The following is a 24,430-nucleotide window of genomic DNA, read 5'->3' as shown; positions in this document are numbered from 1 at the left end:
CATTAGTAGTTAATAATTAATAGTAAGGAACCGGACCAGGGTCCTTTTTTTATTATGCCGGCTTTAGTAATACTGCTGATCGTTCCTTGCGACGCTCCTTTCAGCAGTACCAATGCTTATGAGCTTTTATGTTTTGCTGAATAGTATTACCGGACGTACAAGTGTGCGACGCAACCATAGTTGAATAAAGCGGTGCAGCCGGTAACAAAAAAATCAAACCCCTTTCTTACTGGAAAGGGGTTTGAAGTATATAAAGGATTCAGTAATTAAAATCCTTTTTTCTTAAAGTCACCCGAGTTGATGAGGATAAGTTTCTTTTTATCGAAGTATTTTTTCAATGCCTCGTTTACAGCTTTTAACTCCAGCGCTTTTATCTTGTTCTCCATTTGAGTATACTCATCCAGGCTACGGCCCTGGCGCATGTACCGGTTAATGATAGCGGCCAGTACATTATTCATGCCTAAGGAAGTACGCTGTTGTTCTAACCAGCTTTCAATGGATTTGGAAAGCTCTTCCTGGGTAAAGCCGGCACTGATGGCCTTATCAATTTCCTGGTTTAAGGCCGAGTCCAGGCGGTCTTTATAATCGGGGTTATATGCTGCATACAAGCCCCATACGCCACCTGGTTGGTCATAATCAATATCCAGGTAACTGCCGGCTCCATAACTCATGCCCTCATTTTCACGCAGGCGTTGCGGTATACGTGACGATAAGAAAGAGCCGCCACCTAATAATTCGTTGGCCATATACACTGCCGGGTAGTCGCTGCTTTTTTCGGTAATGTTCAGGTTAATACCTCCCATTAACTGGGCATTGGTTTTATCGGTTACCGGTACACTGGCATTTGTGCCGCTCACATCAAAATACTGGCGTTTTATTTCTTTAAATGCGGCCTTGCTTTTCCAGTTGCCTAATGTTTTCTTCAACGCAGCCGTGATAACAGGTTTGTCAATTTCACCTACAAAAGTGCTATTGGAATTATTGGCGCCATAAAAGTTATTGTAAAAACTTTTTACATCCTCCGGTTTTACAGCTGCCAGTGCGGCCAGTGATTCCTGGGTGGTATTGGTATAAAAAGGATGTCCCTTAGGATATTTGGTAGACAGCTGCATTAATTTTTCGTATGCCAGCTGACCAGGCTCCTGGGCATTGCTTTCGTACTGTGTTTGTAAGGCCAGTTTTTCTTTTTCAAACTCCTCTTTATCAAATTTTGGATTATGTAACAGATCGTCCAGCAGGGTTAGTGCTTTGGATAAATTGGCTTTGTCGGTGCTGATAGAAACATTTACCCGGCCTGCAGAAGCATAAAAATTAATGTCCGTTTTTATCCTGTCCAGTTCTTCTTTAATTTGCTTCTTGGTCTTGGTAGTGGTGCCGTTTTTCAGCATACGGGCGGTTAAGGCAGCTACCAGTTCCTTGTTGGCCAGGCTGTTCTCGTCACCATACTGTAACACAATGGTACCGTTTATTTTGTCACCCTTTGTAGGTTTAAACAGCAGGGCATACTTGCCGCCGTTTGCTAATTTGCCGTATTCCGTATTTTTTTTGATGTTGGGAATAGTGGCCTCAAAAGCTGCTTTCTGTTCCCCAACTTCTTTGCCTTTATAATCTTTTAACAGGGCGGCAATATCCGGGGTTTCGTTTACAATGGTCCTGTCCGGTACACCCGATGGTACGAAATAGCCCACTGTGCGGTTGCTGGGTTTATAATACCTGGCAGCTATTGCTTTTACATGATCAGGTGTCAGCTTTTCCAGTTGGTCACGGTAGTGGAACCATAAACGCCAGTCGCCGGCGCCTACAATTTCGGTAAGCATAATAGCCAGCTCAATAGAGTTATTGGTGGTATTGGAAAAACGTTTCAGCAGGTTGTTTTTTGCATTGGTAACATCCTCATCGGTAATGGGAATATTTTTAATATTGTTCACTACTTCAAAGAATGCTGCTTTGGCACTGTCCAGGTTCTTATCTTTTGGTATCTGAACCTGCAACATGCTAAAGCCCGGGTCGTGCAGGGGTAATACAAAATTAGAAACACTGGTAGCCAGTTTTTTCTCTACCAGGGCCTTGTATAATTTACCGGAAGGGTTGTTGGTAATAATATTCAGGAAAGCTTCGTTGGCGGCAAAATCGTTATCTGCTGCAGGGGGTGTATGGTAACCCGCAATCAGGTACTGCACATCGCCATTGCGTTGTAAGAGCACCTCTCTTTGTCCGTCCTGGGCAGGCTCCACCGTATAGGTAGGCTGTAAAACGCGTGCAGGGCGGGGTATAGGGCCAAAGTATTGTTGCACATAATCCAGGGCCTTGGCCTCATCAAATTTACCGGCGATCATGATAATGGCATTATCGGGCTGGTAGTATTTTTTATAAAATGCTTTTAAATTCTCTGCTTTAACACGCTCAATATCCTCCTTGCTGCCAATGGTACTGCTGCCATAGTTATGCCAGAGGTACATGGACGAAACCACTCTTTCAAATAAAACACCGCCGGGGTCGTTCTCATTAATTTCGAACTCGTTCCTTACTACACTGAACTCCTTGGCCAGTTCGGTAGCCAGTATTTTGGAGTTCACCATACGGTCGGCCTCCATATCAATGGCCCAGCGCAGGTTTTCATCGCTGGCCGATAATACTTCATAATAATTGGTGCGGTCGTACCAGGTAGTACCATTGGCAAAAGCGCCTTTATCGGCAATGGCTTTTTTTATGTCCTCAAACTTTTCGCATTGTTTGAATAACATATGCTCCAGCAGGTGGGCCATGCCTTTTTCGCCATACCCTTCGTGACGTGAACCTACTTTGTATACAATGTTGATGGCGATATTGGTCTGGCTGGGATCGGGTATCAATAAAATACGCAGGCCATTATCCAATTCGTATTCTTTTAAGCCCTCAACAGCCGTAATAAACTTTGGTTTGTTCTGCGCAGCGGTGGTGATACCGGCCATTAGTAAGGCCATAAAGGCAAACAGCTTGGTCAAATTTTTCATACCGGGAATTTTAAATAAAATAGTGTTTTGTTAAAGAATCAGGTTAAAAATTACTGCAGCAAAGCAGGTTGCATATAGGTTAACATATGGATAAAGAAGTATTGGTAGTATTGGATGATACTGGTTCTAAGATAATGCAAAGCAGCTTATTTAAGCTAAAATTTCGGATAAGCGGGAAAAAAAATGGCAGCAAAGGCTGGTTTTTATCACGGGTGGGTCATTTGCGGCGAAGTAGGTATCTTTGCGGACGCTACAAGCCGGGTTATCGCTTTTTTGCTTGCAAAAGGGAGGAAAGTCCGGACAGCATAGGGTAATGTACCGGTTAACAGCCGGCTGCCAGTAATGGTAAGAGAGAGTGCCACAGAAAATTACGGCCTTTGTGCAAACAGGGGTTACGGTGAAAACGTGAGGTAAGAGCTCACGGCGCTGGTTGGTAACAACCGGGGCGGGTAAACCTTGCATGCTGAAATGCCACGTAAACTATCGGTAAGAGCGACCCGCTCATGTTTGCAGCAATGCAATGCGATAGAGGGTAGGCAGATTGAGTCCAGCAGTAATGCTGAGAACAGATAAATGATAACCCACGACAGAATCCGGCTTACAGGCTTGTAGTTTTTTTCTTATGCTTAAAGCTGAAAGCTAAAGGCCAAACGCTAAAAGCAGAACGTCTAACGCTAAACGCGTAATTCACCATTCATAACTCATCATTCATAACTCATCATTCATAACTCATAATTCATAATTCAAAAATCTTAAATCTTAAATCAAAAATCTTAAATCCCTCCCCCTACATCCTCATCAACCCCCAATACCCTCCCAGTTCCATCAGCCAGGCAATACCCACATGCACCAGTAAACCGCCTAAAACCGAGCGTGTATTAAACACAATGATGCCTAATAATAAACCTCCAAAATAGGAACTGATACATTCGGCCATGGGTTTGCCAAAATGAATGGTACAATAAAAGCAGGCCATGGGAATAATGGCATTCGGCCCGGCCCATTTCATAAAAGCCAGGATGAGAAAACCCCGGAAAAAAAGTTCAATACTGATAAAATCACTGCCATAGGACAGCTCAAATAATAATTTCTGCCACCAGCTTAATTGCGCTACGCCCTCAATACCGGCGATCATTTTTATTTTGGGATAGGTATGTAAAAAATCGGGTTGAAAAGATGCCCAGGTGATCAGCGGGAGCATGATCAGCAACATCAGGATATAGGGCTTCCAGTTCATCTCCCTTGTCTTAATACCATAAAAATTTTGTGTATCCCTTACCAGTCCCGATTTCCAGACTATAAATAAACAGGCAATGATAAATAATAACAACACCGGCCAGTATAATACCTGGTTCCAGTAACGGTTATAAAACAGGTTGTCTGTAATATGCGTGAATGTTACCCATTCCATTTTAAAGGCAAAGATGGCAGGGGCAATGAATAATAATACCAGGAATTTCGGCTTTCGTAAAAAGGATTGTTTTTGCCATAGGGCAATGATCAGGTAGGGCAGGGCAAAGGCGGCCAGGGATAGTATATACCGGTAAAAAAAAGCAGTGATTACGGATGATTGCCTGGCAATAAACCGGTCGATACCAGCATGGTAATTTAAAAAAACGGCAATGCCTAACAGTACGGTGCAGGTAATAAAACTGGCTATATGTAAACTCCTGGCATACTGACCAATGTACCCGAAAATCTGCTTCATGTGTTAAAAATAAACAGAAGAGAGAGAATTAGGTAATTTGGTAATCAGATAATTTGAAAATGAGATAATGATTGCTCCTTTTATAAATAGTCCAGCTTTTAAACCAGTATCGAAAAAGGTTCTCTGTTGCAGTTATTTTATTCTTATTCCCGGATCATATCACGGATAAAGTCTTTTGCAGAACCCATACCATGATGATCAGCATCATTGGCCAGGAATAAAAGTGTTGACAGGATTTTTTTCACATCTATATTGTTTTGGAATGCTTCTTTGGTACAATCTTTAAGTGCCAGTATCCAATCCCTGCTATCGACGCCCAGGTCGGTAAGTATAAAGAGCGTAACTGTCTTGCTGAAATTTACCTCCGTGTTGCAATGGGTGTATATTGTCAGGTGGTTTTTTAAAATTGTTGTTTGGCGGATCTCCTGCAGGATGTAATCCCTTGCCTGCTTGTTCCCGATGAGCGGAAATTCCTTTGCCAGTAAGTTGGCGCAATTAAGTATATGAGGTTTATTTCTTTCGCCAAAGATCTCCATTTTGCGCATTGCCAGTTGTTCCCAGTCCGGGCTATTTATGTCGATTTTCTCATCCAGGATCGGGGCATCTTCGTTTAACCTGGCCTCGGTTTGCTGAATACTATTAATTAATCTTTGGTATGGTTCATGTTGACCTGGTAACATCTTATTCTATAATTAAGCGTAGATTTCTTTGTAAAAACGCTTCTTCTAAAAAAGCATACAATTCTTCCTCACTGAGGTTAGGATAACCTTCATTTTCCTTCCAATGCAGCGAGTTTTTGTAAAGTACATATTCAGCTATTTCAGGAGCTTGTTTAGGCAGCATGGCTTCTCCTTTTATGCTTAATAAATGTCCGTTAACTTCAATGTCAACGCTGCCCCTGTCTATTTTTATTATTTTCATAAATACTCTTGTAATAAACAATAAGCCCATAATTTAAAATCCATAGTGTTCTATATATTTATCCCTGAACATAAAAGCCTCTGAGCTTTCATCGACAACGAAATTCACTATTTGTTTTTCCACTCCTCCGCTGTCGCCGCTATATTGCTGCGCATCAAATGATGCCGGGAAAGGGAATTGATTAATGGCTTCGAAGTCCATTTGCTGTTTGGCACTGTCCAGTTCCTCTTTACTTATTTTTTTAAAACTTTCTACCAGGTAGGAGCCAAACATATCGTACACAAGGTGAGCGTATTCAGCCGGTGTGATCAGCTCGTTAAAATGGTTGGAGTAACCGAATATTGATACTTCCTTTGTTGTTATTCCTTTGTATTTCCTGTCGCGGAATGCGGGTTTGAATTTTACCGTATCTGTATTGTAAACCGAATCATAGAAAAATTTATGGGTTTTCCTGATCGTGTCAAAGTATAATGTGAATTCATAATTCCCTTTTTGCATTAGTTTTTTCGGCAACAACAGATGAGTATGTATAAAATCGAAAACCAAGTTCGCAATCTGACCGTCCACACGTGGTCTTTTGAATAAAATAGCTGCTCTTGACATGCCCTCATCATCATTTATGCTCCAGAATCTTTCGATGGTTACTTTCATGTTTTTGGTGTTTTGTTGTGTTATACAAGGTGTTTACGCTGGTTATCAAACATCTCGGCTACATCACCGGCAGCCAGTAAGTCGAAAAATTTACTATAACCATTTTCAATTTTATAGGCCAGTTCATTTTGGTATAGGGGGAACAGGCTATAGATATTGATGGTTCTGTCGCCCACGGTTACCTGCATAAATTCCTCATCAAAAGTAGCCGACGGCAATAAAATGCAGCCGGTAAAAGAAGTATTCTCGTCGTATGGATCGGCTATATTGTTCCATGCCTGTAAAGTATGGCCCTCGGTTAAAAAAGTATCCTGGTGATGCGGGAACCGCGCCATATCTTTCATCATACCGATTATCCAGTCATGCTTATCCCCGCTGGGATATACTTTGCCGAATTCCACGCTTTTGGGCAGTATTAGCATGAGCTCAGCAAAAGCATAGTTTTCCCTGTTCTCAATACTTTCAGGGACCTGCATTTCCAGTAAGCTCATACCCACCGTGATCAGCAGGTTAAAGTCCCTGTCCTTCGGCCGGATAAAATAAACATCCAAATGAAAGTCCAGTGACAGCATCTCATGGAAAACGGTCATTTCATCACTGTCGAAATACTCATCCAGGTGCTTTTCCAGCGCTTCTATATTTTCATAATAATGCTCTCTGTCGTGTATTTTTTGCGTTAATTCCTTGTCCATATTTCTTACAGGGTTAATTAAATAATATTCGGTAGGTTCGATCGCTAGTCATTCAAAAAAGTGTCCTTACTACGTTGGTTATCATCAGCCTGCTCATAGTTTTTAATATGCGTACTTATTTTTTCATATATTCTTAAGTGACAGTTAACCAACAGTTTCTTTTTATTGCTGAATATGAAAACTAATTCTTCCGGTGTATATTCGAGCGTAATATTTTTAATGTACTCCATTCCCTTGAATGAAAATGAAGCGCCTGAAATATTAAAATTGATCTTTTCCGAAATAAAATCAATGGAACCGCAGGGGCTATCTTTGTTTTCTATGTAGCAGATCAGTTGTTTATTACTTATGATCTCAGTTGATTTAATTTCGATTGCTGGTTGCATAAGTTACTGACCGGTTATTTTTACTTTATAATATTCATATTCATTACCTTCCTCTTTGTATCGGGTGACCAATCCGAAGTAGAGGGTAAAATCATCTGTCCAGAACTCTTTTTCTACCACACAAAGCCATTTATTAAATTGCTTTTCAAAAGGTTTATTGAGTTCTACTATTTTTTGAAATTTATTTTGTTTTTTTTCCTGTAGGAAATGTTCAAAACATTCCTGCCCTTCAAAAACCTTGTTCAGCCTGTATTTACCGGTAGGGGAGGTTGTCACAAGACCGGGGTTGCCTGTATCATAAGTCTCTTTTCCGGTAGACAGATCAAAACTCCTGTCGGTGGTATGTCCGCATTCAAGCAGCAGAATATCTTCTGCCGGGAAATAAGCCTGGAAACTACATTCATCCAACTGGTCTTTATCGCCTGAAGTGGTCCCGTTACGGAAATTTATTTTTTTTACGCCCAGGTAATCGCCCAATGCTGCAAATTCTACAATTCCCGCTAATTGTTTTTGTACCAGCTTAAAATCTGTGATCTTCTCAACCGGTTTATTCACTTTCGCCTGTTGTTGAGCGGAGGCAAATTGTTGCGCATTGATTTTTTCTATTTGTACTTCCGTTTTAACCGGGGTGGGATTTGATTGGACACCCGGTTGCTCTTCAATAGTTTTGTTGTTGATGGTGTCTTTGGTCTCCGGTGCTGTATTCGTTTTTACTTCCTGTCCACACGAGACCAAAAACATTGATAAGAGAATAGTTGCGGATATTTTTTTAAATAGTTTTCTTTTCATATTAAGTGTGCTCTTATTGTTTTTCACAAATATTATAAGGATTTTAATATGGGTAGCGCATTCAAAAGCTTTTCCTGCTGTCCATTTTCTAAATATCGCGGCAGGATATGTAATTTCTGTAATTTTTTCAGGCCTAACAATGGCGTGATATCATAATTCTTTTTTTCAACATTTAAGATAAAAGCCAGGTATTTTAAATTGGTAAGTTTTGCTATTGGCTCCATACTTTTTACGGCTTGCCCTGTTCCGCTCATTTTGCCGTGGTCCAAGTATAGTTCTTCCAGGTTGGTTAAGGATGACAGGGGTGTTAAATCGTACAGGTTGTTTAATTCGTAAATGTACAGGGTTTTTAAATGGGTCAGTCCTTGTAGGAAGTTGATATTTTCTACTTTTTTAATGCCCGAAAGAATTAAGACTTCCAGGTTCTGTAAGCCTGCCAGATCAGGAATTTCATTTTGTTTGTTTACGCTGATATGCAGGTATTTCAGGTTAGGCAATGTTGAAAATACGGCCAGGCGTTCTTCATCCATTTCACCCAGACTGATGGCTTCAATATTGGGATTACCTTTTAAAGCGGCGAGATTGGTGTAAGCCAGCTTGAACTTTTTAAGCGGTGTAGAAAGTTCCAATATTTTCGTGTCTGCAGGAATTGTAGATAAATCAAAAATTCCGCTTACTGTTCCTTCCAGTACACCTAAATGGGCAAAGCCGGCAACCGGGCTTTTCTGTTCTGTCAAATAATTATTCCAATTCATTTTTTCTTTCTTTAAGCATACTCTTGTTTAGTATTAGCAGGGGAACCACCAGTGCATAAAATCTACTTTTCCATTTTTGAAAAATAGTTTGATATGCCCGTCAGCAATACCTTCTTTGTCTTCTCTTAGTTGAATCACCCAGCGGTTTCCTTCTTTGTCCATTCCCCGCCTTTCGTTTACAGCGGTGGGGAATAATTGTTTTATATTATTCATCGTGGTATTGGCATCTATCCTGGTTCCTTTATAGGTAATGAAGTTGCCATTTGAGAACGAGAACTCATCTACAGCCACCCGGTCCTTACTGGTTTCAAAGCGGGATCCGTCTTTGTACAAATATTTATCATCCGGGGCTTCGGTATCAAAAATGGTGATGCAGGGCGCTTCAGCTGACAGCAACTGTATGCTGTCGGGTTTGCCGAAAACTTTTTCAAATTCGGCCATTGTAAAAAATCTTTTCAGCTTCCCGTTAAACCTGATATCAGCTTCCAGCATCACATCTCTTTGTTCATTGTCCATGCCGGGTTTCGCAATAGCCCCGGTATTGCCACATAAGGCAAACAGGTCCTGTTGCTGCAAAAGGGTAGTGTCATACTGTAAAACCAAAGGTTTATCTGGGTCATTGGTAATATCAGTCAGCTTATTGGTTTGCCGGTAGAGTTCTAACCAGCCTACGGCGTTTTCTGTGAGTTTCTTAATAGCCGGGTCATCCGAAATATCACTGATCACATACAATTTAATCCTTGCTTTATCGGTTGTGAGGTATTCAAGGCTAGCCTTTACAAGCGTATCGCTGAAATGGGCAAATGCAACAGCATTACTTGATTTTACAATGGCGGACAGAAGTTCTTCGCAGGATAGCGTTGTATGTTGCATAACAACAGCTGTTTTCTGAACACCGGAACTATCTGCTGCGGGGGATGCTTTGTCAGATGTTCCCCCACATGAACACAAGGTAACGAACATAAAAAATATGACTATTCTTATCATATTGAATTTGGTGTTTAAATTTTGTCTTACTAAATGAACTAAAAAATTATCTTACCTGGCATCAGCTTTTATTTCTAACTGGTTCCCGAATATTTTTTTCAAATGATCTGTGAAGTTACCAGGTAATATTAAGTGCTCAATGTCAATAGTTATCTCACTACCTGAAACATGCAATATCATTGCAGTATTACTGATTGATATTTATGTGTAACAATTTACACATTGGTCGCCATTACAGTCAATAAAAATATCTTCCGGAGGTTTTAGTTTTTCAGCATCCATTATTGCTTACTAACACATTCATCGCTCTTGTTAATTTCTCAAAATCATCGGCCTCGTGGTTTACTACAAATTTTAAACCAGGAAAGTTGCGTTCAACAATTGGCTTCTCTATCGTAACATGCAGTGCCTTTGCGGTTGATTCATAGCCGAAATCGTTTTTGTCTGTACTTACATAATTAACCTGGTCGTTTAGCTCAATTTCTATCTCGTTTTCATATGTTAAAGAAAAAAGAGAAAGATACCGATCGTCATCGACAAAAGTGATGCTGACGAACTCATCCCAGTTGTCCTCAGCGCTGTAAATAATTTTTTTACTGTCAAATACCATGAACGTTTATTTATTATTTTTTTGATGAGTAGCTTACAGATCCATCCGCATTAACATTGTTCTCAACCTTTTTTGCAGTTTGGGATCATCCACGCAATCAACCGGGCGCAGGTTATCCAGGGCTGGTATTTTTTTGTTGATCCATTCCAGGGATGAATTTCCCAATATGCCTGCTATTACAATAGCAACGGACCGGTCTTTAAATATACTTTCCAGTTTGTTTGCTATAGCAGAGTCGGGTATATTCCTGTACAGGTCCGAAAACAGGATCCAGTCTTCCTCTCCCGGGTAATACTGTTCTAAATAAATCATGGCATGGCATTTTATGTTACTCCTCAAATAATAAGAACTTATTGCCTGATGGGTCCTCCAGGGCTATACTTTTACCTAAAGGATATTCAAAAACGGTGGTGCTTAATAAACGCCCCGGTGTGGTGAATGCCTTCCCTTTTAATGTATCAAATAGTGCATCACAGTTGTCCGTCTGCAGTTCAAAAAGGTATTCTTCCGTGAAAGGAACGGTCCCGGTTGTCAATAAAAGCATAAAACCCGGATTGTTTTTGGCCATTAAAGCAATGCTGCCCATACCATAATCCTGGTAAAAATCAAAAAGCTCCAGGTCTTTACAATAAAACAATTCCGAATCTTTAATGGAATTTGTTTTTAACCGAAGTATTGCCTTCATCATCAGGTATTGGTTATATTAATAATCATCTATCAAAACCACGTTGCGGTTGTAAAACACTTTATAATATTGTTCAATCAGGCCAACCACTCTTTTTCTTTCTTTGGGACTCATCTTTTTTTCAATACTATCCCATTTTTTTACCGAACGGGTAAAAATGGCGCCGTGTTCCGCATCTATCGTACAGATCAAACCTTTATCATTTTCCATAAAGAGCAGGTTTTCACCCCTTCCTAACACACGTATACCGTAACGGTTACCTGCTTCGTCGGTAACCCGGTGTATGTCTTCTCTTTTCATTAGTTCTTCGAGGTAGGTATCCATTGTTTTTTATTTTGACAGGAGTAATGCTTTCTGTTTATAATAAAGTTTGGAACATCTCCCGGAAAAATCAAAATAAACAGCATCACTAAACTCCGACAGGTATATCTTATTAAACCGCATTTTAGTTTTAATAGTAGGGATTTTTATTAATTCCCCTTTTTCATTATTGGCCAGGTGATCATAATAATTCCAGTCACCGATATAATCGCCGGTCAGCAGGTTAACGCTTGATTCACCGCTGCCATCATTGTTGGCCGGTCCAAATTCGTAACGGCTCATACCGATCAGCCGGATTTTTTTGGTTTTTGTATCGAACCGGAACTGGGCATGATACCCGGCGCGCATCCAGTGATTATAAAATTCAAAACCGTTTTTGGTGGCACTTATACCGCTTTGCTCGTTTAATACCTCTATTGGGTGACTTTTCACGGGCTTGTATTGTAACGAGGAAAGCCGGCATATAATAACCAACGCTTCGAGGTCTACATAAACGGTATCGTTCTTCCCGTCAAAATCAATGTCTTTGACAAGTTTGTCCTGGGCATTTACCTGAATAAAAAATAGTAAAAGAAGTATGGAGACTAAAGTTTTCATAAAAGTTTAAGATTGCCGCAGCATATAAATTTAAAGTGCCGTAAAGTCAACATTGTTATACCTTTCCTGGTAAACCGAAGTGGATAATGGTTTGTTGCTTTCCATTGTACTCAATATTTCAAGCTGGAACGCCAGTTCCTGTTCCTGTAAATTATTCCAGTATCCGGGTTCATCTGAAAAATTCTCATAATAATCCAGGGTATTAATTACGCCGGTAAATAAACTTACAAGGTTTGCCGCATCGGTATCCGCTACTGCATTATCCAACGCTTCCAGTATAAAAATATCCAGGGCTTCTGGTTCTTCGTAATCATCGGCATACTCGTCCATCTCCGCATTCGTTTTAGCAATGGCTGTTTGATAGCTTTCCAGGTTCCCGTTAACTATATCAGCAGTTAACTGGTCTTTGGTAATACTGATCTTAATATATTTCTTAATCACGGCTTCAAATCCGGGTAACTGGTAATAAAAACCCATAACGGCCGGCTTCAGGTCTTTTAATTGTGCTGCGGTTAAACGGTCACATACAGTTTGTAAATTTTCTGTATGCTGCTTAATCTGTTTTACGATATCCATTTTTTATTATTATTCAGTTCATCAACATTACATATCAATACTCAGATCCTCGATAGCTAATGAATAGTCGGTCTGAACGGTAATAGCGTTTTTTAAAAATATCTTCGGCGAAACAAAAATGAGCAGGAGATCATCTTCGAAAAAATGAAATTCACTGATAGCGAGATCCTCCTTTAAGTCAACATACTCCTGCATTTTTAATTCACCTTCATAGGCGCTTTCTGTAATTTCCTTCGCAACCTCTTCTGTAATCCTTGCCATTTCATTTGTATAAAACAAGGTCCCGAGGATTTGTTTACTTTTCTCCAAAAGCTGTGCATAGTCGTTTTCTGACTTGTCAGGCTCGTCAAGCAATAATGTTGCCGGAAAGCTTTTTTTGAGAAGCTCAATATAAAAAACCACCTTCAGGCTGTCTGCTGTTCTATCTTCGCTTATTATCCGTATTTTTTCCTGCATACTGTTATTTTTCAATCAATAATTCCTGTGCCTGTTTTAATGTTTCAGCATTATTGGTCATACAGGTCAGGGTGCCTGTCTCATTTTGAATATATATCACAGATTTTATTTCTTTCCCTATCCATATTTTATTGGGGTAGGAGAAAGGGTTAAAAAACTGGTCCCAGTGTTTTTTTACAGGAACATATATGCCGTAACCGGTGAACAGTTTAGTAAGCTTGTTGTTTGCGTGTACTGATACCCAGTTAACATATTCAGTAAGGAGCAGGGTACTGAGGTCAAATTCGTAAGAAGCCCAATCCTGCTCTTCCGAGATGGATACAATTGGGTCATCCTGCTGCATTTCACTTTTCTTCACCATAAATAAATCTGCATTGCGGCTGCTGAGCCTGAACTGAATGGTATCATCGTTTTCTTCCCGGAATGTAAAGAAAGGATGGTCATAAACATTCATAAACGGCTGCACTGCATCAAAGTAAGTAGTTGCAGTACTGTTATTTTCCACCAAATTGTTTGCAAACAAGGTTTGATAAATACTATTGAGTCTGTGTTGAAATTCCAGAATGGTCATTGCTGTTTTTTGTTTACTTTTTAAATCCCACGCTATTAATTTTAGCGGCTTCAACCTGCTGTTTAAATATATCCGAAACAACAATTTTATTATCTTCTGCGGAACGGACAATGTGGTACTCATACCCGTATTCTTCCAAAGGAGTTGTCTTTAAAGAAGATTTGGAAAATTTTAAAGAACCGTCAACAGGGTGTTTGGTATATACGGATGTATTCAAATCATAACAATCCACGGTATTAAAAATGTTGACAGCATAATAGCTGGTATTGCTCAATCCTTTATAAGTGAACGTTGCGGGGAATACCTGCACATCGTTTTTAGCAATCGCTATTATCAGATCCTTGAATCGTTCGCTGAATAATACACCGCCGCCAACGGTTTCAATTATATCAAGGCTTAACAAATCTTCATAGGATACCTTGCTGTTGCCCGCATCTTCATATACCAGGGGTGCGGCAGGAGGTTCAGTAATAAACCTGCCCACAGCCAGCCAGGAGCCATTTGTTTTATTGGAAAGACTAAATTTAAGCGGGTAATTTAGCTTACTCTTAAATACAAGAAAGTAGTTCATCGTTTGCGGTGTTTAATAAAGATCATTGATCTTTATTTTAGTATAACTATTTTATTCTTTTAAAAATTCTTTTTTCAATACTGCCGGTTCTTTGGATATTACCTTTTTCGTCCTGGCTTACCAGCTGTGTGCTCAACTGTAGTTTTCCGTTTAACACTTGCATTTCTATATAATCATTTTGTCCCGGCTGCCCTGGAATAACCAATACCTTATCTTTTACGGTAGCCTGGAAATTCCTGGCAGGGGCTTCTCCGCTGCCAATATCCGTAAACAGGGCATAATTTTTTCCGGGTTCAAATTTTATTATTACCGTATTGCTTTGATATTTGGTTGTGTACTGCCAGGTTCCCTCAAATGCCGATTTAATATTTTCGGGGATAGTAGTTGTTTGTGCAAAGGAAAATCCGGCTGAAAGGAAAAATAGAGTAAATAATAGTGTTTTCATCAGTTGCTGTTTTCGGGTCGGGTTAGATAAACTTATGAATTATTTTGCAGGATAACCTGTCTAGTTCATAAAAAATACCTGTTTAAAAATAATGTTTTTTCCTTTAAATCATGCACTGAAATCATATAAGATCAGTGCAGTACCATTACTGGTGATAACAACAGATAAAAACAGTGAAATTAAAATTGCGGAAATCTGCGTTCTTTTTTTAGCATCTGCTTTTTCTCACTTAATATTGCCCTATGAATATTGATCTGTCAGTAGTGAAACAACCTTTTTTTATTGGTGTGGCGGGTGCCGGAATGAGTGCGATTGCCCAGTATTTACAGGGTACAGGTATGCAGGTGTCAGGCAGCGATCGTTTTTTTGCGGCCGGTGCTGCAAATGATGTACAGCAAAAACTGGAGCAGGAGGGTATACAATGTTTTGTACAGGATGGCTCAGGTATTACTCATGCCACCGACCTGGTAGTAGTATCCACTGCCGTAGAAGATACCGTGGCGGAAGTGCAAAAGGCAAAGGCATTGAATATTTCCATTATTAAACGTTCGGAATTACTGGCCCTGATAGCAACCACTAAAAAAACTATTGCCGTGGGTGGTACCAGCGGTAAAAGCACTACCAGCGCTATGTTATTTGATATACTGGAGGCGGCCGGCCTTGGCCCCGGTATTATCAGCGGTGCGGGCCTGGTGAGTTTGATCAAACAAGGCAAAATAGGTAATGCCAAAGTGGGCAAGGGCGATTGGCTGGTGATTGAAGCCGATGAAAGCGACGGTTCTATTGTACAATATAAACCAGCTATCGGGTTGTTGTTAAATGTAGATAAGGATCATAAAGAGATAGATGTACTGATGGACGTGTTCAATACCTTTAAACAGAACAGTGCTGTTTTTATCGTGAACCAGGGCAATGCTTATGCCAAAACCTTGTCGGTGAACGGTGACCATGATTTTGTGTCTGCTGATACAGCTAATGCACAGACGGTGGGTTATACTGCTGCTAATTATACCCAGCAGGGCTTTGTAAGCCGTTTTACTATTAATAATCATCCTTTTGTTTTACAGATAGCCGGTAAGCACAATATGGAAAATGCGCTGGCAGCTGTTGCGGTGGCCGGTCACCTGGGTGTTAGCCTGGATGTGGCAGCCGCTGCGTTAAGTCAATACGAAGGTATTTACCGCCGTAACCAGGTATTGGGTAAAAAAGGCGGTGTATGGGTGGTAGATGATTTTGCCCATAACCCGGTAAAATGTGCCGCAGCCATTGCATCCTGCCAGCCGGTAGCTGCCAAGGTAATTGCCTGGTTTCAGCCACACGGTTACGGGCCTACCCGTTTTTTACGGAATGATTTTGTAGAAGAGATATCCAAAACATTACGCCCGCAGGACGAAATATGGATGAGCGAGATATTTTATGCGGGTGGCACGGCCACCAAAGATATTTCCGCCGCCGACCTGATCAACGATATTAAGGCAAAGGGAAAGCATGCTTATTTTGTTGAGCACAGGAACGACCTGCTGCAACAATTACGTTCGCATTTTACCGATGATTGTGTATTGCTGTTAATGGGAGCCCGGGACCCATCCCTGGAAGCCTTTGCCAAAGAAGTGTGGCAACAGTTATGAAGCCAGGCTTACCCGCTCCGGCGCATATAAACACAGGCAGAATACCATTAATAAGCTGTCACCGGTAGGAGAGGTAACGGCTGTTTTATCAATATTATAAGTGGCAATAGGGGCCTGTTCAGCAATATTATAAATGTTTACCGCCGTTTCGGAGTTGTTGATATGCTCGGCATTTACATAATAGCGGGTGTCGCCCACACTTACAAACTTCTTGTTGTTCTCATTGCCGATGCGGCCGATGGTCTGCCCGTACTCATCACGCAAAACCACTTTGTTTTTAAAGAAACCCTCTTTGCGCAATAAAAACACACGTCTTTCGCCCATTTCAAAATTCACTCTAGCTGCATTTGACGAGGAATGAAAATCCAGAGTCAGCAGTTTTTTGCCATTACTCAATAAAGTAAAAACAGAATCGCCAAACGCTGAGGTAATTTTTTGCCAGATCATAACAATCAGTTTAAACAGGCAAATGAAGTTGGTTTGAAAAGTTGATTAAGGGTCTTTGTCTGAACCTCAATACTTTATAAAACATTTACCTGCAGTTTGAGGATGTAAAAATTGGGAAAAACAGCCGTATTAATTAGCACAATGATAAAACTTAACAATTTGGTCATAATTAAATAACATTGGTTGTGCATAAATAATGCATTCAGTAAAAATGCCGACCTTTGCCATAATTTTAAACGATATGCTCACACCCATAGAAGCGCAGTTTTTAGCCCGTGCCATAGCATTATCCCGTTCAGGGATGGAGAACAATGAAGGTGGTCCTTTCGGATCGGTGGTGGTACTCAATAATAAAATTATCGGCGAGGGTAATAATAAAGTAACCTCGCTTAATGATCCTACGGCCCATGCTGAGGTGGTGGCCATCCGCAATGCCTGTAATCACATGGGCAGTTACCAGTTAACGGATTGTGATATTTATACCAGCTGTGAGCCCTGTCCTATGTGCCTGGGTGCTATTTACTGGGCACGCCCGCGCCGGGTAATTTATGCCAATACCCGTAATGAGGCCGCAGCCATTGCTTTTGATGATGCCTTTATTTATGATGAGATCAATGCCACACTGGCCGACCGGAAGATACCTTTCCTGCATGTGCCGGATGCAGCGGCCCTGGCTGTATTTGAACAATGGGTAAAAAGGGAAGGCAAGAAGGAGTATTAAACTACTGTCCCTTTGTTTTTAAATAATGGATAACAAAGTAAGCCAGCACCACCAGCATTAGTACCATGAATACGGCAATATAGATCCAGGCCTGGTCTTTGATCTCCAGTTTTTTGCGGAATGCTTTTTTCTTAGCCGTTTTTTTCTTTAACTCGTAGTTCAGCATCTCCACGGTGTGGTTGATATGCTGTTTGTTTTGTATGGCCTGTAAACCTTCCAGGGCTTCATTCTCAAAATCATTATCCAGCAACTGCTCTTCCAGCAAATGTTTGTCATTGGCCGATAGCTTGTCGTTCAGGTACATCAATAGCTGTTCCTGGTCAATATCTTTAGATAAATTGGATAATATGTCTTTTAAGTCTTTTGACATTATGGTTTATGCGTTTGCTCCTTTAGTTTTTTCTCTATCAGTATTTTAAGGTTACGTTTACCGTTCTGAATATAACTTTTTACCTGCAGTAAATTGTAGCCGGTGATCTCCGCTACATCCTGGTAGCTTTTCTTCTCCAGGTAAAACAAAGTTACACATTGCTTTTGCTCTGCATTCAATTCCTGCAGGGATTCCTCCATTAAATTCAGGGTAAGGTCATTTTGCAGTAATTCCTGCGTATCTGTCCCTGTATCCTGCAGTAATTCGGCTTTTTCCGTTAAGCTAACGGGCGCTTTACCGTTTTTCTCCCTCAGTTTCATTAAACAGTGGTTTTTGGCCACCATGTATAACCAGGATTTAAAATAATCAACCTTGTATTTGTGCAGCTCCTGTATCACTTTTAAAAAAACCTGTTGTACGGCATCCTTGGCCTCATCCTCTTCCTGTAAATACTTCATGCACACACCCAGCAATAAGAGGGTATAGCGTTGCAGCAAAATGCCCAACCACTCATTATCGTGATCCTGGTTAAACTTTGCCAGCAACTCCTGGTCGCTTAAATGCCTGTATTTATCAGTTGCACCCAAATGCTGATCTTTTAAATATCAAAAATAACAGAATGTACGTAAACCGGTACATTAAGTTGGTTTCTGTTTATATGATGCAATATTTCTTATTTTTCATATCTACATAACATCTAAATGATAATTTTGTACAAATTACTTTAATGGAATATGCAATTGTGACGGTACCGGCCGCTCCTGTAAGAAGAAAGCCCAAACACCAGGCCGAAATGGTGAACCAGTTATTATTTGGTGAAGCGGTAAAAATATTGAAAGCAAAAAACAGCACCTGGATAAAAGTAAGAAGCCTGTATGATGATTATGAAGGCTGGCTGACCTATCACATGATATACCCCGTTAAAAAAAGTATTGCTGAAAATCCTGTGCATTTCGTGAGCACCGATCTGCTGGCAGCCATTACGGTAAAAGATGTACAAATGCATATTCCGGCAGGCTCCAGTTTACGTGTTGATGCACCGGAGGCTTTGCCGGAAGGGGAAAGGTTCCCGTTCTTTAACGGCACCGTGGTTAATACTGATAATGCAGTACCAAGCACCGAACTGGTCCTGGCCTATACCAAAAAATGGTTAAATGCGCCTTATATGTGGGGTGGACGTACGCCCTTGGGCGTTGACTGCAGCGGCTTTGCGCAGGTTATTTATAAACAAATGGGTATTAAATTACCCCGCGATGCCTGGCAGCAGGCACAGGGTGGACAAACCATTAAAAAATTAAAGGATGCCACCACCGGTGACCTGGCATTTTTTGATGATAAGGATGAGATCGTACATGTGGGTATCTTACTAAGTCCTACCGATATTATTCACGCGGCCGGTAAAGTGCGTATTGATACCATTGATAAAGACGGCATCATTAATGTGGATACCGGTAAACGTACCCATTCCTTAAGAGCCATCAAACGTTTCTGGGGTACAGTTAATCAATAATTTTTCAGGTGCCGGCGGTGGAATTGCTATTGATCGTCCCTTGCGACGCTCCATTCAGCTGCAGGAATACTGATGAGCAAAAAATAGCCGTAGTACTTACGCACTACGGCTGTATGTAAACGTTTTGGTATAAAGAACAAAACATTACAATTCACTTACTGGGGGCGCTGATCGCTGGTCCTTTCATGCTCGGCATTATAGGCTTTGAGGATATGTTTTACCAGGCGGTGCCTTACCACATCTTCCTCATCCAGTTCAATATGGCCAATGCCATCTATATTACGCAAAATACGTACCGCAGTTTGTAAACCGCTCCGCTGGTTACGCGGAAGGTCCACCTGGGTCATATCGCCGGTAATAATAGCTTTGGCGTTAGCGCCGATACGGGTTAAGAACATTTTTAACTGCAGATCGGTGGCATTCTGCGCCTCGTCCAGGATAATAAAGGCATTATCCAGTGTACGGCCGCGCATATAGGCCAGGGGCGCAATTTCAATGGTCCTGGTGGTCATATAATAGCCCAGCTTATCGGCAGGTATCATATCATCCAGGGCATCGTATAAAGGCCTTAAATACGGGTCGATCTTTTCCTTCAGGTCACCGGGTAAAAAACCAAGGCTTTCACCGGCTTCCACCGCCGGGCGGGTAAGGATGATCTTTTTAACGGCCTTGTTTTTTAAAGCCCTTACGGCTAAGGCTACTGCGGTATAAGTTTTACCGGTACCGGCAGGGCCAATGGCGAATACGATATCGTTTTTATCAGCTTCCACCACCATTTTTTTCTGGTTGGCCGTACGGGCACGTACTGATTTGCCGTTGGGACCAAATACCAATACCTCGTTAGGGTTTCTTTCTACAAAATTGTCTACCACTTCGGCATCATCGCCGCCTAACACCTGTTCAAAATAATTGTCGCTCATATGACCGTTACGTTCCAGGTAAGAAACGATCAGTTCGATCTTCTCACGGGCTGTACCGATCTGTTCGGGGGATCCGCTTAACTTTAATTGTGTACCGCGGGATAAAATTTTAAGTAATGGGAATTTCTTTTTTAAGAGGTCGAGTTTGCCGTTGTTTACACCAAAAAATTCAATGGGATTAACGGTTTCCAGGTTAATAATCGCGTCAGTCAATGTTGTATCAGTTTTAATACTGCCTCGTGCTTAAGCAAACAGCATTTATTTTATAAAACCGGCAAGGGTAACCGGACTTTTAGTTAGCGTCTTTAGCTTATTGCCAAAGCTTACCCTTTGTATCCAAATTTAATTTATTTAGTCCGTAATTTCCTAGTACAACTTATGCACAAATGTTAATTTATTTTTAAACGGTTACAGGCTTTTGGCATGGGAGAGAATAGGAGGGGAATTTTACATACATTAACAAACCAGGTAACGATTTGTTTACGTCACACTGTTAGTAATATATTAAAGTAGTGTCCATTCCCGCTGCAGGTTTGCACGGGCAGGTGCTTCCAGTAAGCCAAAAAAGTGATTGGTTTTAAAAATACGGTCCATGGATAAAAAATGCTGCAACACTTTTTTACGTCCGGGATTGTATAAAAAATCCGGGTACATGGCATATTCCTTTCTTACATTTTTATAATAAGTTTCATATACCTCCCAGGGCTGGCCCAGTATGGACAGATCAGCATCGGTGAAATAATTGGTATCGGGGTCGGTGGATGCCTGGTGAGCTTTGGTAGCTAGTATCTGTGCCGCACAATTACTGATCATACTATCATTTACCCCGGCCTGTTGCAGGCGTTGCTGTGCCAGTGCGGCGCTCTTTGCTTCATTGTCCGACCGGTGTGGCAGGTAAATAATATCGTGGTAAAACAGGGTAAATAAAACCGTATCCCAGCTTTTGATTGCTTCCTGTACGGGTTGTAATTGCGCAAAAAGATGTTCCAGGTGCTGCAGGTTGTGGTAATGTCTCTTTTTTCCCGAATAGTTTTTTTCTATCTCGGCCCATAGTTCGTTAACCAGGGTTTTATTGCTGGTGTATGTTGATAATAATTGTATGAATAATGTCTGCAGCTAAATTTAGTTATTTCAATTTTACGTAAAGTTAATTTTATTGTGACGGAAGCCTGAGAACTCTTGCAGGGAAGATTGTTGTTAGCCGGTCTAATAGCTGTATGAAAGTCTTATGATAGTCATCATGGTACCTGAAAGGGTTATGATAATATAAATACTTATAATAACTGTTGGTGGAGATTTCCAGGGTATAACCAATGCCATCGGCTGTATTATCCCTGAAGCCGGGTATGGCAACCTGCGTGGGAAGTATTTTAATCTTACTTAAAAAAGATGTGATATGTTGAACTGTATCTCCCGGGATTTGTTTTGCGGTTAAGAAAAGGCTGTCAAGCCCGCCATCATTTATGTAAAATTGGTAATTGTCCGCCTCCCAGTTACCGGCTGTATATCGTAGTATAAAAAGATTCCTTCTTGTCCATATTCCGGAGCACCATAATCTTAATTCAAAGCTGTCAACACCATTAAAAATAGGGGGCAGGTTCAGCATTTCACTCAACTCTCTACTATGATTTAGTGCCTGGTTTTTGATAAAAGCCGAATCGCCTGTGATCTGTTCAAACTTCTTTCCTTTTTCACCAGGCGTTCTCATGGTACAGGAATAGCAAAGAAATAGCAGGGATATCACTATTATACATTTCATAAAATTTTAGTTATGCATTATCAATTGCCGGCAGGTCCCAACGGGTCAATTCTTCTTTTACAGTTTTATTCAGCTTATTAATCCATAGAATTAAAAGGACGGCAACGATATTTACACTTAATTTTAATGTATCTTCTCCCGTCATGGTGTTAACAGTTACTGACGATATACCGGCACTGAAATTAAACTCAAGTGAATCTGTCATCACCAATCCGGCAAATACACTCACGCCTGCGGTATAGCTAAAAGTAAAGCCAGGTAGCGCAAAACTTAATACCTGTAGTACCTGGTTCAGTAAAGAATGTTTTAAGGCATTCCTCTTTGTCTGGATACAACTTATTCCACAAAAAATAGAGTAACCAAAAAGGGCCAGGATAAATATATAAATTATAATAAGCGTAATATTAAAGACAGGAGTCTGAAATATAGCCCACAAAATCATTAATGCACCAATAGCGCCTCCCGCAATTTGATAAACACCTAATTTTAATAATGCCGAGATCGTTTCCTTTGAAAGCCATTTTTCCATAAGTAAAAGTGATGATTTGGTTTGGTTTGTTTGTTAAGGTTTGAATTGTTCCTGTATTGTTTCTGCCGCTTTTAACGATTGTAACATGATGACAGGGAAGCTGCCAGCCATCTTTTGTCCTGCCGGGGTTTTGTAAAACTGTACCATGGTATTTACTTCTGCGTAACTGAACTGTTTCCGGTATATCCAGGTAATGGCATTGTCCAGCCATTTTTTGCCGTTACCGGTGGTGAAAAAAGCTTCCAGTTTATCCAGTTCTTCTTTATTGGCATTTTCTTTTGTTCTCTCTTCCGCAATTTTATAGGCCACGGCTTCCGTAATATTAAAACCACCTCTTAGTTTTCGGAGTTCAGTTATTTTTTTAGTCAGTTTATCGGCTGGCACGGTCGTGGTGTCTAATTGATAAGCCTTTATTTCGGTCATTAACTTTTCAAAGATACCGGCATCCTGTGCCTGAGTGCTCATGCTAAAAAGAACGGCCAAAATAATTAAGATTTTTTTCATGTTCGTTATTTTATGATTGAACAATAGGAGTGATTATTTAGCCCAACTGAATAATGCATCATCTGTCAGGTATTGTTTAGCAATATCAAAATGTTTATTAAATATGTGTTTGATTATCCCGGCCACCTCGTTTTTATTTACGCTATAAGGCGTCCGGCGAATATCGTTGTAGTTTTCGCTTACCATTTTTTTCGTAAGTTCCTTTACTGTTTTCAGTTCGATGTTTTTGCCGGTTTTATCTGCTATATAAATGGCGGTTACAAATAGTATAAGGCCTGATAACGCCATCTTCCAGTCAAAGAAAAAGGTAATACAGGATGCTAGGACGCCGATAAAAAAAATGTTAGCTAACCATCCCGGATATGTTAACATATTAAGCTGGAAACCTAACTCGCTTTGAAGTTTTTTGACCTGTCGGCGACGATGGGAGTAGGGGAAAATGTCTGCCAAACTGCTTTCAGGAATGATTGTATTTTTATCCATTCCTTGCACTTTATGAATAGCCTGCCGGATTTTATAGAAGGCCTGTTGTGAAGTGCAATCTTCTTTCTGTGGTTTTTGTATATGATCCGAGACCACTGCACAGAAATCCCCAAAGGTACGTACAGAGAAGAAAGCTTTTCTCTCAAAGCGTATAGCAAAGGATTTTTCAAGTTTGGGAACAATGTCGAAAATATCTTCATCCTCGTAGTCATCCAGCTTTATTTCATCTGTAATGGCCATTTGCAGCATGTTTATAACCCAAATATACTTTTATAAATAATATTAATGATAGCTTCGATTTCAGTATACCTGATGTTGTTGCGGCCAGGGTAGCCCTTTACCTGTTTCGCAATATAATTTCAAGCTCCATAAAAACCGGCCCCAGGTGTAATTACATTCGGCAAACATGGGTGTGTACTCTTTCCAGTTATCATGGTGAAAATGTAAGAGCGTTAAGGTATTGGCCGGTTGTTGTTCGGCCTGCCCGCTCATCTCGGCGTACAAATTTTGTAAGATTGTTTTATTTACTGCAGTCAATTCAAAACGGATATCTGTACCAATCCATTCAGCTGCACCGGCAATACATAACCAGGTTACCAGTTGTGTGGGCTGCAGACCGGTAATCTTCATTTCTTTGTAATAGTCAGGGCCAAAATTAAAACGGGCGATACTGTCTTTCTCCGGGCTGGCGATCACTTCCGGCGTCCACCAGGCTGCTAAACCTTCCTGGCTGTTAATGGCGTGGTACACCTTTTCAGCTGTTGCAGCAATAAGTAATGTGTGACGGATATGTGGCATGGCATTGAATGAATGTCTACACAAGATACGTTAGAATAAATTGATGC

At 40.7% G+C, this 24,430-nt stretch carries 33 protein-coding genes and 1 other RNA gene; 4 read left to right on the top strand and 30 right to left on the bottom strand.

Annotated features, from left to right (window positions below; genetic code table 11):
* Positions 1–266: 266 nt before the first annotated feature.
* Positions 267–2,993: a M16 family metallopeptidase gene (locus ACFS6H_RS17315; protein WP_386101897.1), complete on the bottom strand. Its 2,727-nt coding sequence runs from the start codon at positions 2,991–2,993 to the stop codon at positions 267–269.
* 249 nt (positions 2,994–3,242) lie between these two features.
* Between ACFS6H_RS17315 and rnpB the strand changes: the two genes are divergently transcribed.
* An RNA gene (gene rnpB / locus ACFS6H_RS17310) (RNase P RNA component class A) lies at positions 3,243–3,610 on the top strand.
* A gap of 170 nt (positions 3,611–3,780) precedes the next feature.
* On the opposite strand, the gene ACFS6H_RS17305 is transcribed toward rnpB, so the two are convergent.
* The 19 genes from ACFS6H_RS17305 to ACFS6H_RS17215 all read right to left on the bottom strand — a co-directional run bounded on the left by ACFS6H_RS17305 (position 3,781) and on the right by ACFS6H_RS17215 (position 14,714).
* On the bottom strand, positions 3,781–4,701 hold the full coding sequence (locus ACFS6H_RS17305; RefSeq protein ID WP_386101894.1) for a CPBP family glutamic-type intramembrane protease: 921 nt from the start codon (positions 4,699–4,701) through the stop codon (positions 3,781–3,783).
* Between the two features lie 143 nt (positions 4,702–4,844).
* Positions 4,845–5,381, bottom strand: a complete 537-nt coding sequence (locus tag ACFS6H_RS17300; RefSeq protein ID WP_386101891.1) for a hypothetical protein — start codon at positions 5,379–5,381, stop codon at positions 4,845–4,847.
* A gap of 1 nt (position 5,382) precedes the next feature.
* A complete protein-coding gene (locus ACFS6H_RS17295; protein ID WP_386101888.1) occupies positions 5,383–5,622 on the bottom strand; it encodes a hypothetical protein in 240 nt (79 codons plus the stop codon).
* A 33-nt stretch (positions 5,623–5,655) separates the two neighbouring features.
* A complete protein-coding gene (locus ACFS6H_RS17290; protein ID WP_386101885.1) occupies positions 5,656–6,273 on the bottom strand; it encodes a hypothetical protein in 618 nt (205 codons plus the stop codon).
* A gap of 20 nt (positions 6,274–6,293) precedes the next feature.
* On the bottom strand, positions 6,294–6,965 hold the full coding sequence (locus ACFS6H_RS17285; protein WP_386101882.1) for a suppressor of fused domain protein: 672 nt from the start codon (positions 6,963–6,965) through the stop codon (positions 6,294–6,296).
* A gap of 44 nt (positions 6,966–7,009) precedes the next feature.
* Positions 7,010–7,351, bottom strand: a complete 342-nt coding sequence (locus ACFS6H_RS17280) for a hypothetical protein (protein WP_386101879.1) — start codon at positions 7,349–7,351, stop codon at positions 7,010–7,012.
* Between the two features lie 3 nt (positions 7,352–7,354).
* Positions 7,355–8,140, bottom strand: a complete 786-nt coding sequence (locus ACFS6H_RS17275) for a hypothetical protein (protein WP_386101876.1) — start codon at positions 8,138–8,140, stop codon at positions 7,355–7,357.
* 32 nt (positions 8,141–8,172) lie between these two features.
* Positions 8,173–8,895: a hypothetical protein gene (locus ACFS6H_RS17270; protein ID WP_386101873.1), complete on the bottom strand. Its 723-nt coding sequence runs from the start codon at positions 8,893–8,895 to the stop codon at positions 8,173–8,175.
* Positions 8,896–8,928: 33 nt separating this feature from the next.
* On the bottom strand, positions 8,929–9,768 hold the full coding sequence (locus ACFS6H_RS17265) for a hypothetical protein (protein ID WP_386101870.1): 840 nt from the start codon (positions 9,766–9,768) through the stop codon (positions 8,929–8,931).
* Positions 9,769–10,153: 385 nt separating this feature from the next.
* Complete coding sequence (locus tag ACFS6H_RS17260) at positions 10,154–10,492, bottom strand: hypothetical protein (RefSeq protein ID WP_386101867.1); 339 nt, start codon at positions 10,490–10,492, stop codon at positions 10,154–10,156.
* A 33-nt stretch (positions 10,493–10,525) separates the two neighbouring features.
* The gene (locus ACFS6H_RS17255) at positions 10,526–10,804 is read right to left on the bottom strand and encodes a hypothetical protein (protein WP_386101864.1); all 279 of its coding nucleotides are present in this window, start codon (positions 10,802–10,804) and stop codon (positions 10,526–10,528) included.
* Positions 10,805–10,820: 16 nt separating this feature from the next.
* A complete protein-coding gene (locus ACFS6H_RS17250; RefSeq protein ID WP_386101861.1) occupies positions 10,821–11,180 on the bottom strand; it encodes a VOC family protein in 360 nt (119 codons plus the stop codon).
* 15 nt (positions 11,181–11,195) lie between these two features.
* Positions 11,196–11,501: a hypothetical protein gene (locus ACFS6H_RS17245; protein WP_386101858.1), complete on the bottom strand. Its 306-nt coding sequence runs from the start codon at positions 11,499–11,501 to the stop codon at positions 11,196–11,198.
* A gap of 6 nt (positions 11,502–11,507) precedes the next feature.
* Positions 11,508–12,095, bottom strand: coding sequence for a hypothetical protein (locus ACFS6H_RS17240; RefSeq protein WP_386101855.1), 588 nt, complete (start codon positions 12,093–12,095; stop codon positions 11,508–11,510).
* A 30-nt stretch (positions 12,096–12,125) separates the two neighbouring features.
* On the bottom strand, positions 12,126–12,671 hold the full coding sequence (locus tag ACFS6H_RS17235; protein ID WP_386101852.1) for a hypothetical protein: 546 nt from the start codon (positions 12,669–12,671) through the stop codon (positions 12,126–12,128).
* 27 nt (positions 12,672–12,698) lie between these two features.
* Entirely contained in the window at positions 12,699–13,127 is a 429-nt protein-coding gene (locus tag ACFS6H_RS17230; RefSeq protein ID WP_386101849.1) for a hypothetical protein, read from the bottom strand.
* 4 nt (positions 13,128–13,131) lie between these two features.
* Entirely contained in the window at positions 13,132–13,650 is a 519-nt protein-coding gene (locus ACFS6H_RS17225; protein WP_386101846.1) for a hypothetical protein, read from the bottom strand.
* 61 nt (positions 13,651–13,711) lie between these two features.
* A complete protein-coding gene (locus ACFS6H_RS17220) occupies positions 13,712–14,269 on the bottom strand; it encodes an imm11 family protein (protein ID WP_386101843.1) in 558 nt (185 codons plus the stop codon).
* 46 nt (positions 14,270–14,315) lie between these two features.
* Entirely contained in the window at positions 14,316–14,714 is a 399-nt protein-coding gene (locus ACFS6H_RS17215) for a hypothetical protein (RefSeq protein ID WP_386101840.1), read from the bottom strand.
* A gap of 242 nt (positions 14,715–14,956) precedes the next feature.
* Here ACFS6H_RS17215 and ACFS6H_RS17210 point away from each other — a divergent pair, with 242 nt between their 5' ends.
* Positions 14,957–16,342 (top strand): UDP-N-acetylmuramate--L-alanine ligase, encoded by a 1,386-nt coding sequence (locus tag ACFS6H_RS17210; RefSeq protein WP_386101837.1) that lies wholly within the window; start codon positions 14,957–14,959, stop codon positions 16,340–16,342.
* On the opposite strand, the gene ACFS6H_RS17205 is transcribed toward ACFS6H_RS17210, so the two are convergent.
* Positions 16,337–16,789 (bottom strand): hypothetical protein, encoded by a 453-nt coding sequence (locus ACFS6H_RS17205; RefSeq protein ID WP_386101834.1) that lies wholly within the window; start codon positions 16,787–16,789, stop codon positions 16,337–16,339. The genes ACFS6H_RS17210 and ACFS6H_RS17205 overlap by 6 nt on opposite strands.
* 241 nt (positions 16,790–17,030) lie before the next feature.
* On the opposite strand from ACFS6H_RS17205, the gene ACFS6H_RS17200 reads away from it, so the two are divergent.
* Complete coding sequence (locus ACFS6H_RS17200; RefSeq protein WP_386101831.1) at positions 17,031–17,510, top strand: nucleoside deaminase; 480 nt, start codon at positions 17,031–17,033, stop codon at positions 17,508–17,510.
* A gap of 1 nt (position 17,511) precedes the next feature.
* Here the strand turns inward: ACFS6H_RS17200 and ACFS6H_RS17195 are convergent, their stop codons facing one another.
* A complete protein-coding gene (locus ACFS6H_RS17195) occupies positions 17,512–17,880 on the bottom strand; it encodes a hypothetical protein (protein ID WP_386101828.1) in 369 nt (122 codons plus the stop codon).
* Entirely contained in the window at positions 17,880–18,467 is a 588-nt protein-coding gene (locus ACFS6H_RS17190) for an RNA polymerase sigma factor (protein WP_386101825.1), read from the bottom strand. The genes ACFS6H_RS17195 and ACFS6H_RS17190 overlap by 1 nt, the downstream gene beginning before the upstream one ends.
* A 140-nt stretch (positions 18,468–18,607) precedes the next feature.
* Here ACFS6H_RS17190 and ACFS6H_RS17185 point away from each other — a divergent pair, with 140 nt between their 5' ends.
* Complete coding sequence (locus ACFS6H_RS17185) at positions 18,608–19,390, top strand: C40 family peptidase (RefSeq protein ID WP_386101822.1); 783 nt, start codon at positions 18,608–18,610, stop codon at positions 19,388–19,390.
* A gap of 155 nt (positions 19,391–19,545) precedes the next feature.
* On the opposite strand, the gene ACFS6H_RS17180 is transcribed toward ACFS6H_RS17185, so the two are convergent.
* From ACFS6H_RS17180 to ACFS6H_RS17150, 7 genes are all read right to left on the bottom strand, one after another.
* Positions 19,546–20,523 carry a PhoH family protein gene (locus ACFS6H_RS17180; RefSeq protein ID WP_386101815.1) on the bottom strand — a complete coding sequence of 326 codons (978 nt, stop codon included), beginning with the start codon at positions 20,521–20,523 and terminating at the stop codon, positions 19,546–19,548.
* Between the two features lie 291 nt (positions 20,524–20,814).
* Positions 20,815–21,123, bottom strand: coding sequence for an HD domain-containing protein (locus ACFS6H_RS17175; protein ID WP_386101812.1), 309 nt, complete (start codon positions 21,121–21,123; stop codon positions 20,815–20,817).
* A 340-nt stretch (positions 21,124–21,463) separates the two neighbouring features.
* Complete coding sequence (locus ACFS6H_RS17170) at positions 21,464–22,069, bottom strand: hypothetical protein (RefSeq protein WP_386101809.1); 606 nt, start codon at positions 22,067–22,069, stop codon at positions 21,464–21,466.
* A gap of 10 nt (positions 22,070–22,079) precedes the next feature.
* The gene (locus ACFS6H_RS17165) at positions 22,080–22,598 is read right to left on the bottom strand and encodes a hypothetical protein (protein WP_386101806.1); all 519 of its coding nucleotides are present in this window, start codon (positions 22,596–22,598) and stop codon (positions 22,080–22,082) included.
* Between the two features lie 33 nt (positions 22,599–22,631).
* Complete coding sequence (locus ACFS6H_RS17160; protein WP_386101803.1) at positions 22,632–23,102, bottom strand: DUF2059 domain-containing protein; 471 nt, start codon at positions 23,100–23,102, stop codon at positions 22,632–22,634.
* Between the two features lie 33 nt (positions 23,103–23,135).
* Positions 23,136–23,825 carry a hypothetical protein gene (locus tag ACFS6H_RS17155; protein ID WP_386101800.1) on the bottom strand — a complete coding sequence of 230 codons (690 nt, stop codon included), beginning with the start codon at positions 23,823–23,825 and terminating at the stop codon, positions 23,136–23,138.
* Positions 23,826–23,885: 60 nt separating this feature from the next.
* Positions 23,886–24,407, bottom strand: a complete 522-nt coding sequence (locus tag ACFS6H_RS17150) for an SRPBCC family protein (RefSeq protein ID WP_386101797.1) — start codon at positions 24,405–24,407, stop codon at positions 23,886–23,888.
* Between the last annotated feature and the right edge of the window lie 23 nt (positions 24,408–24,430).

This window comes from Terrimonas rubra, assembly GCF_042686025.1.
In the GTDB taxonomy this organism is placed as follows: Bacteria; Bacteroidota; Bacteroidia; order Chitinophagales; family Chitinophagaceae; genus Terrimonas; species Terrimonas rubra.
The sequence above is the reverse complement of the archived record's forward strand: the minus strand, read 5'-3'. Positions and strand labels throughout refer to the sequence as shown.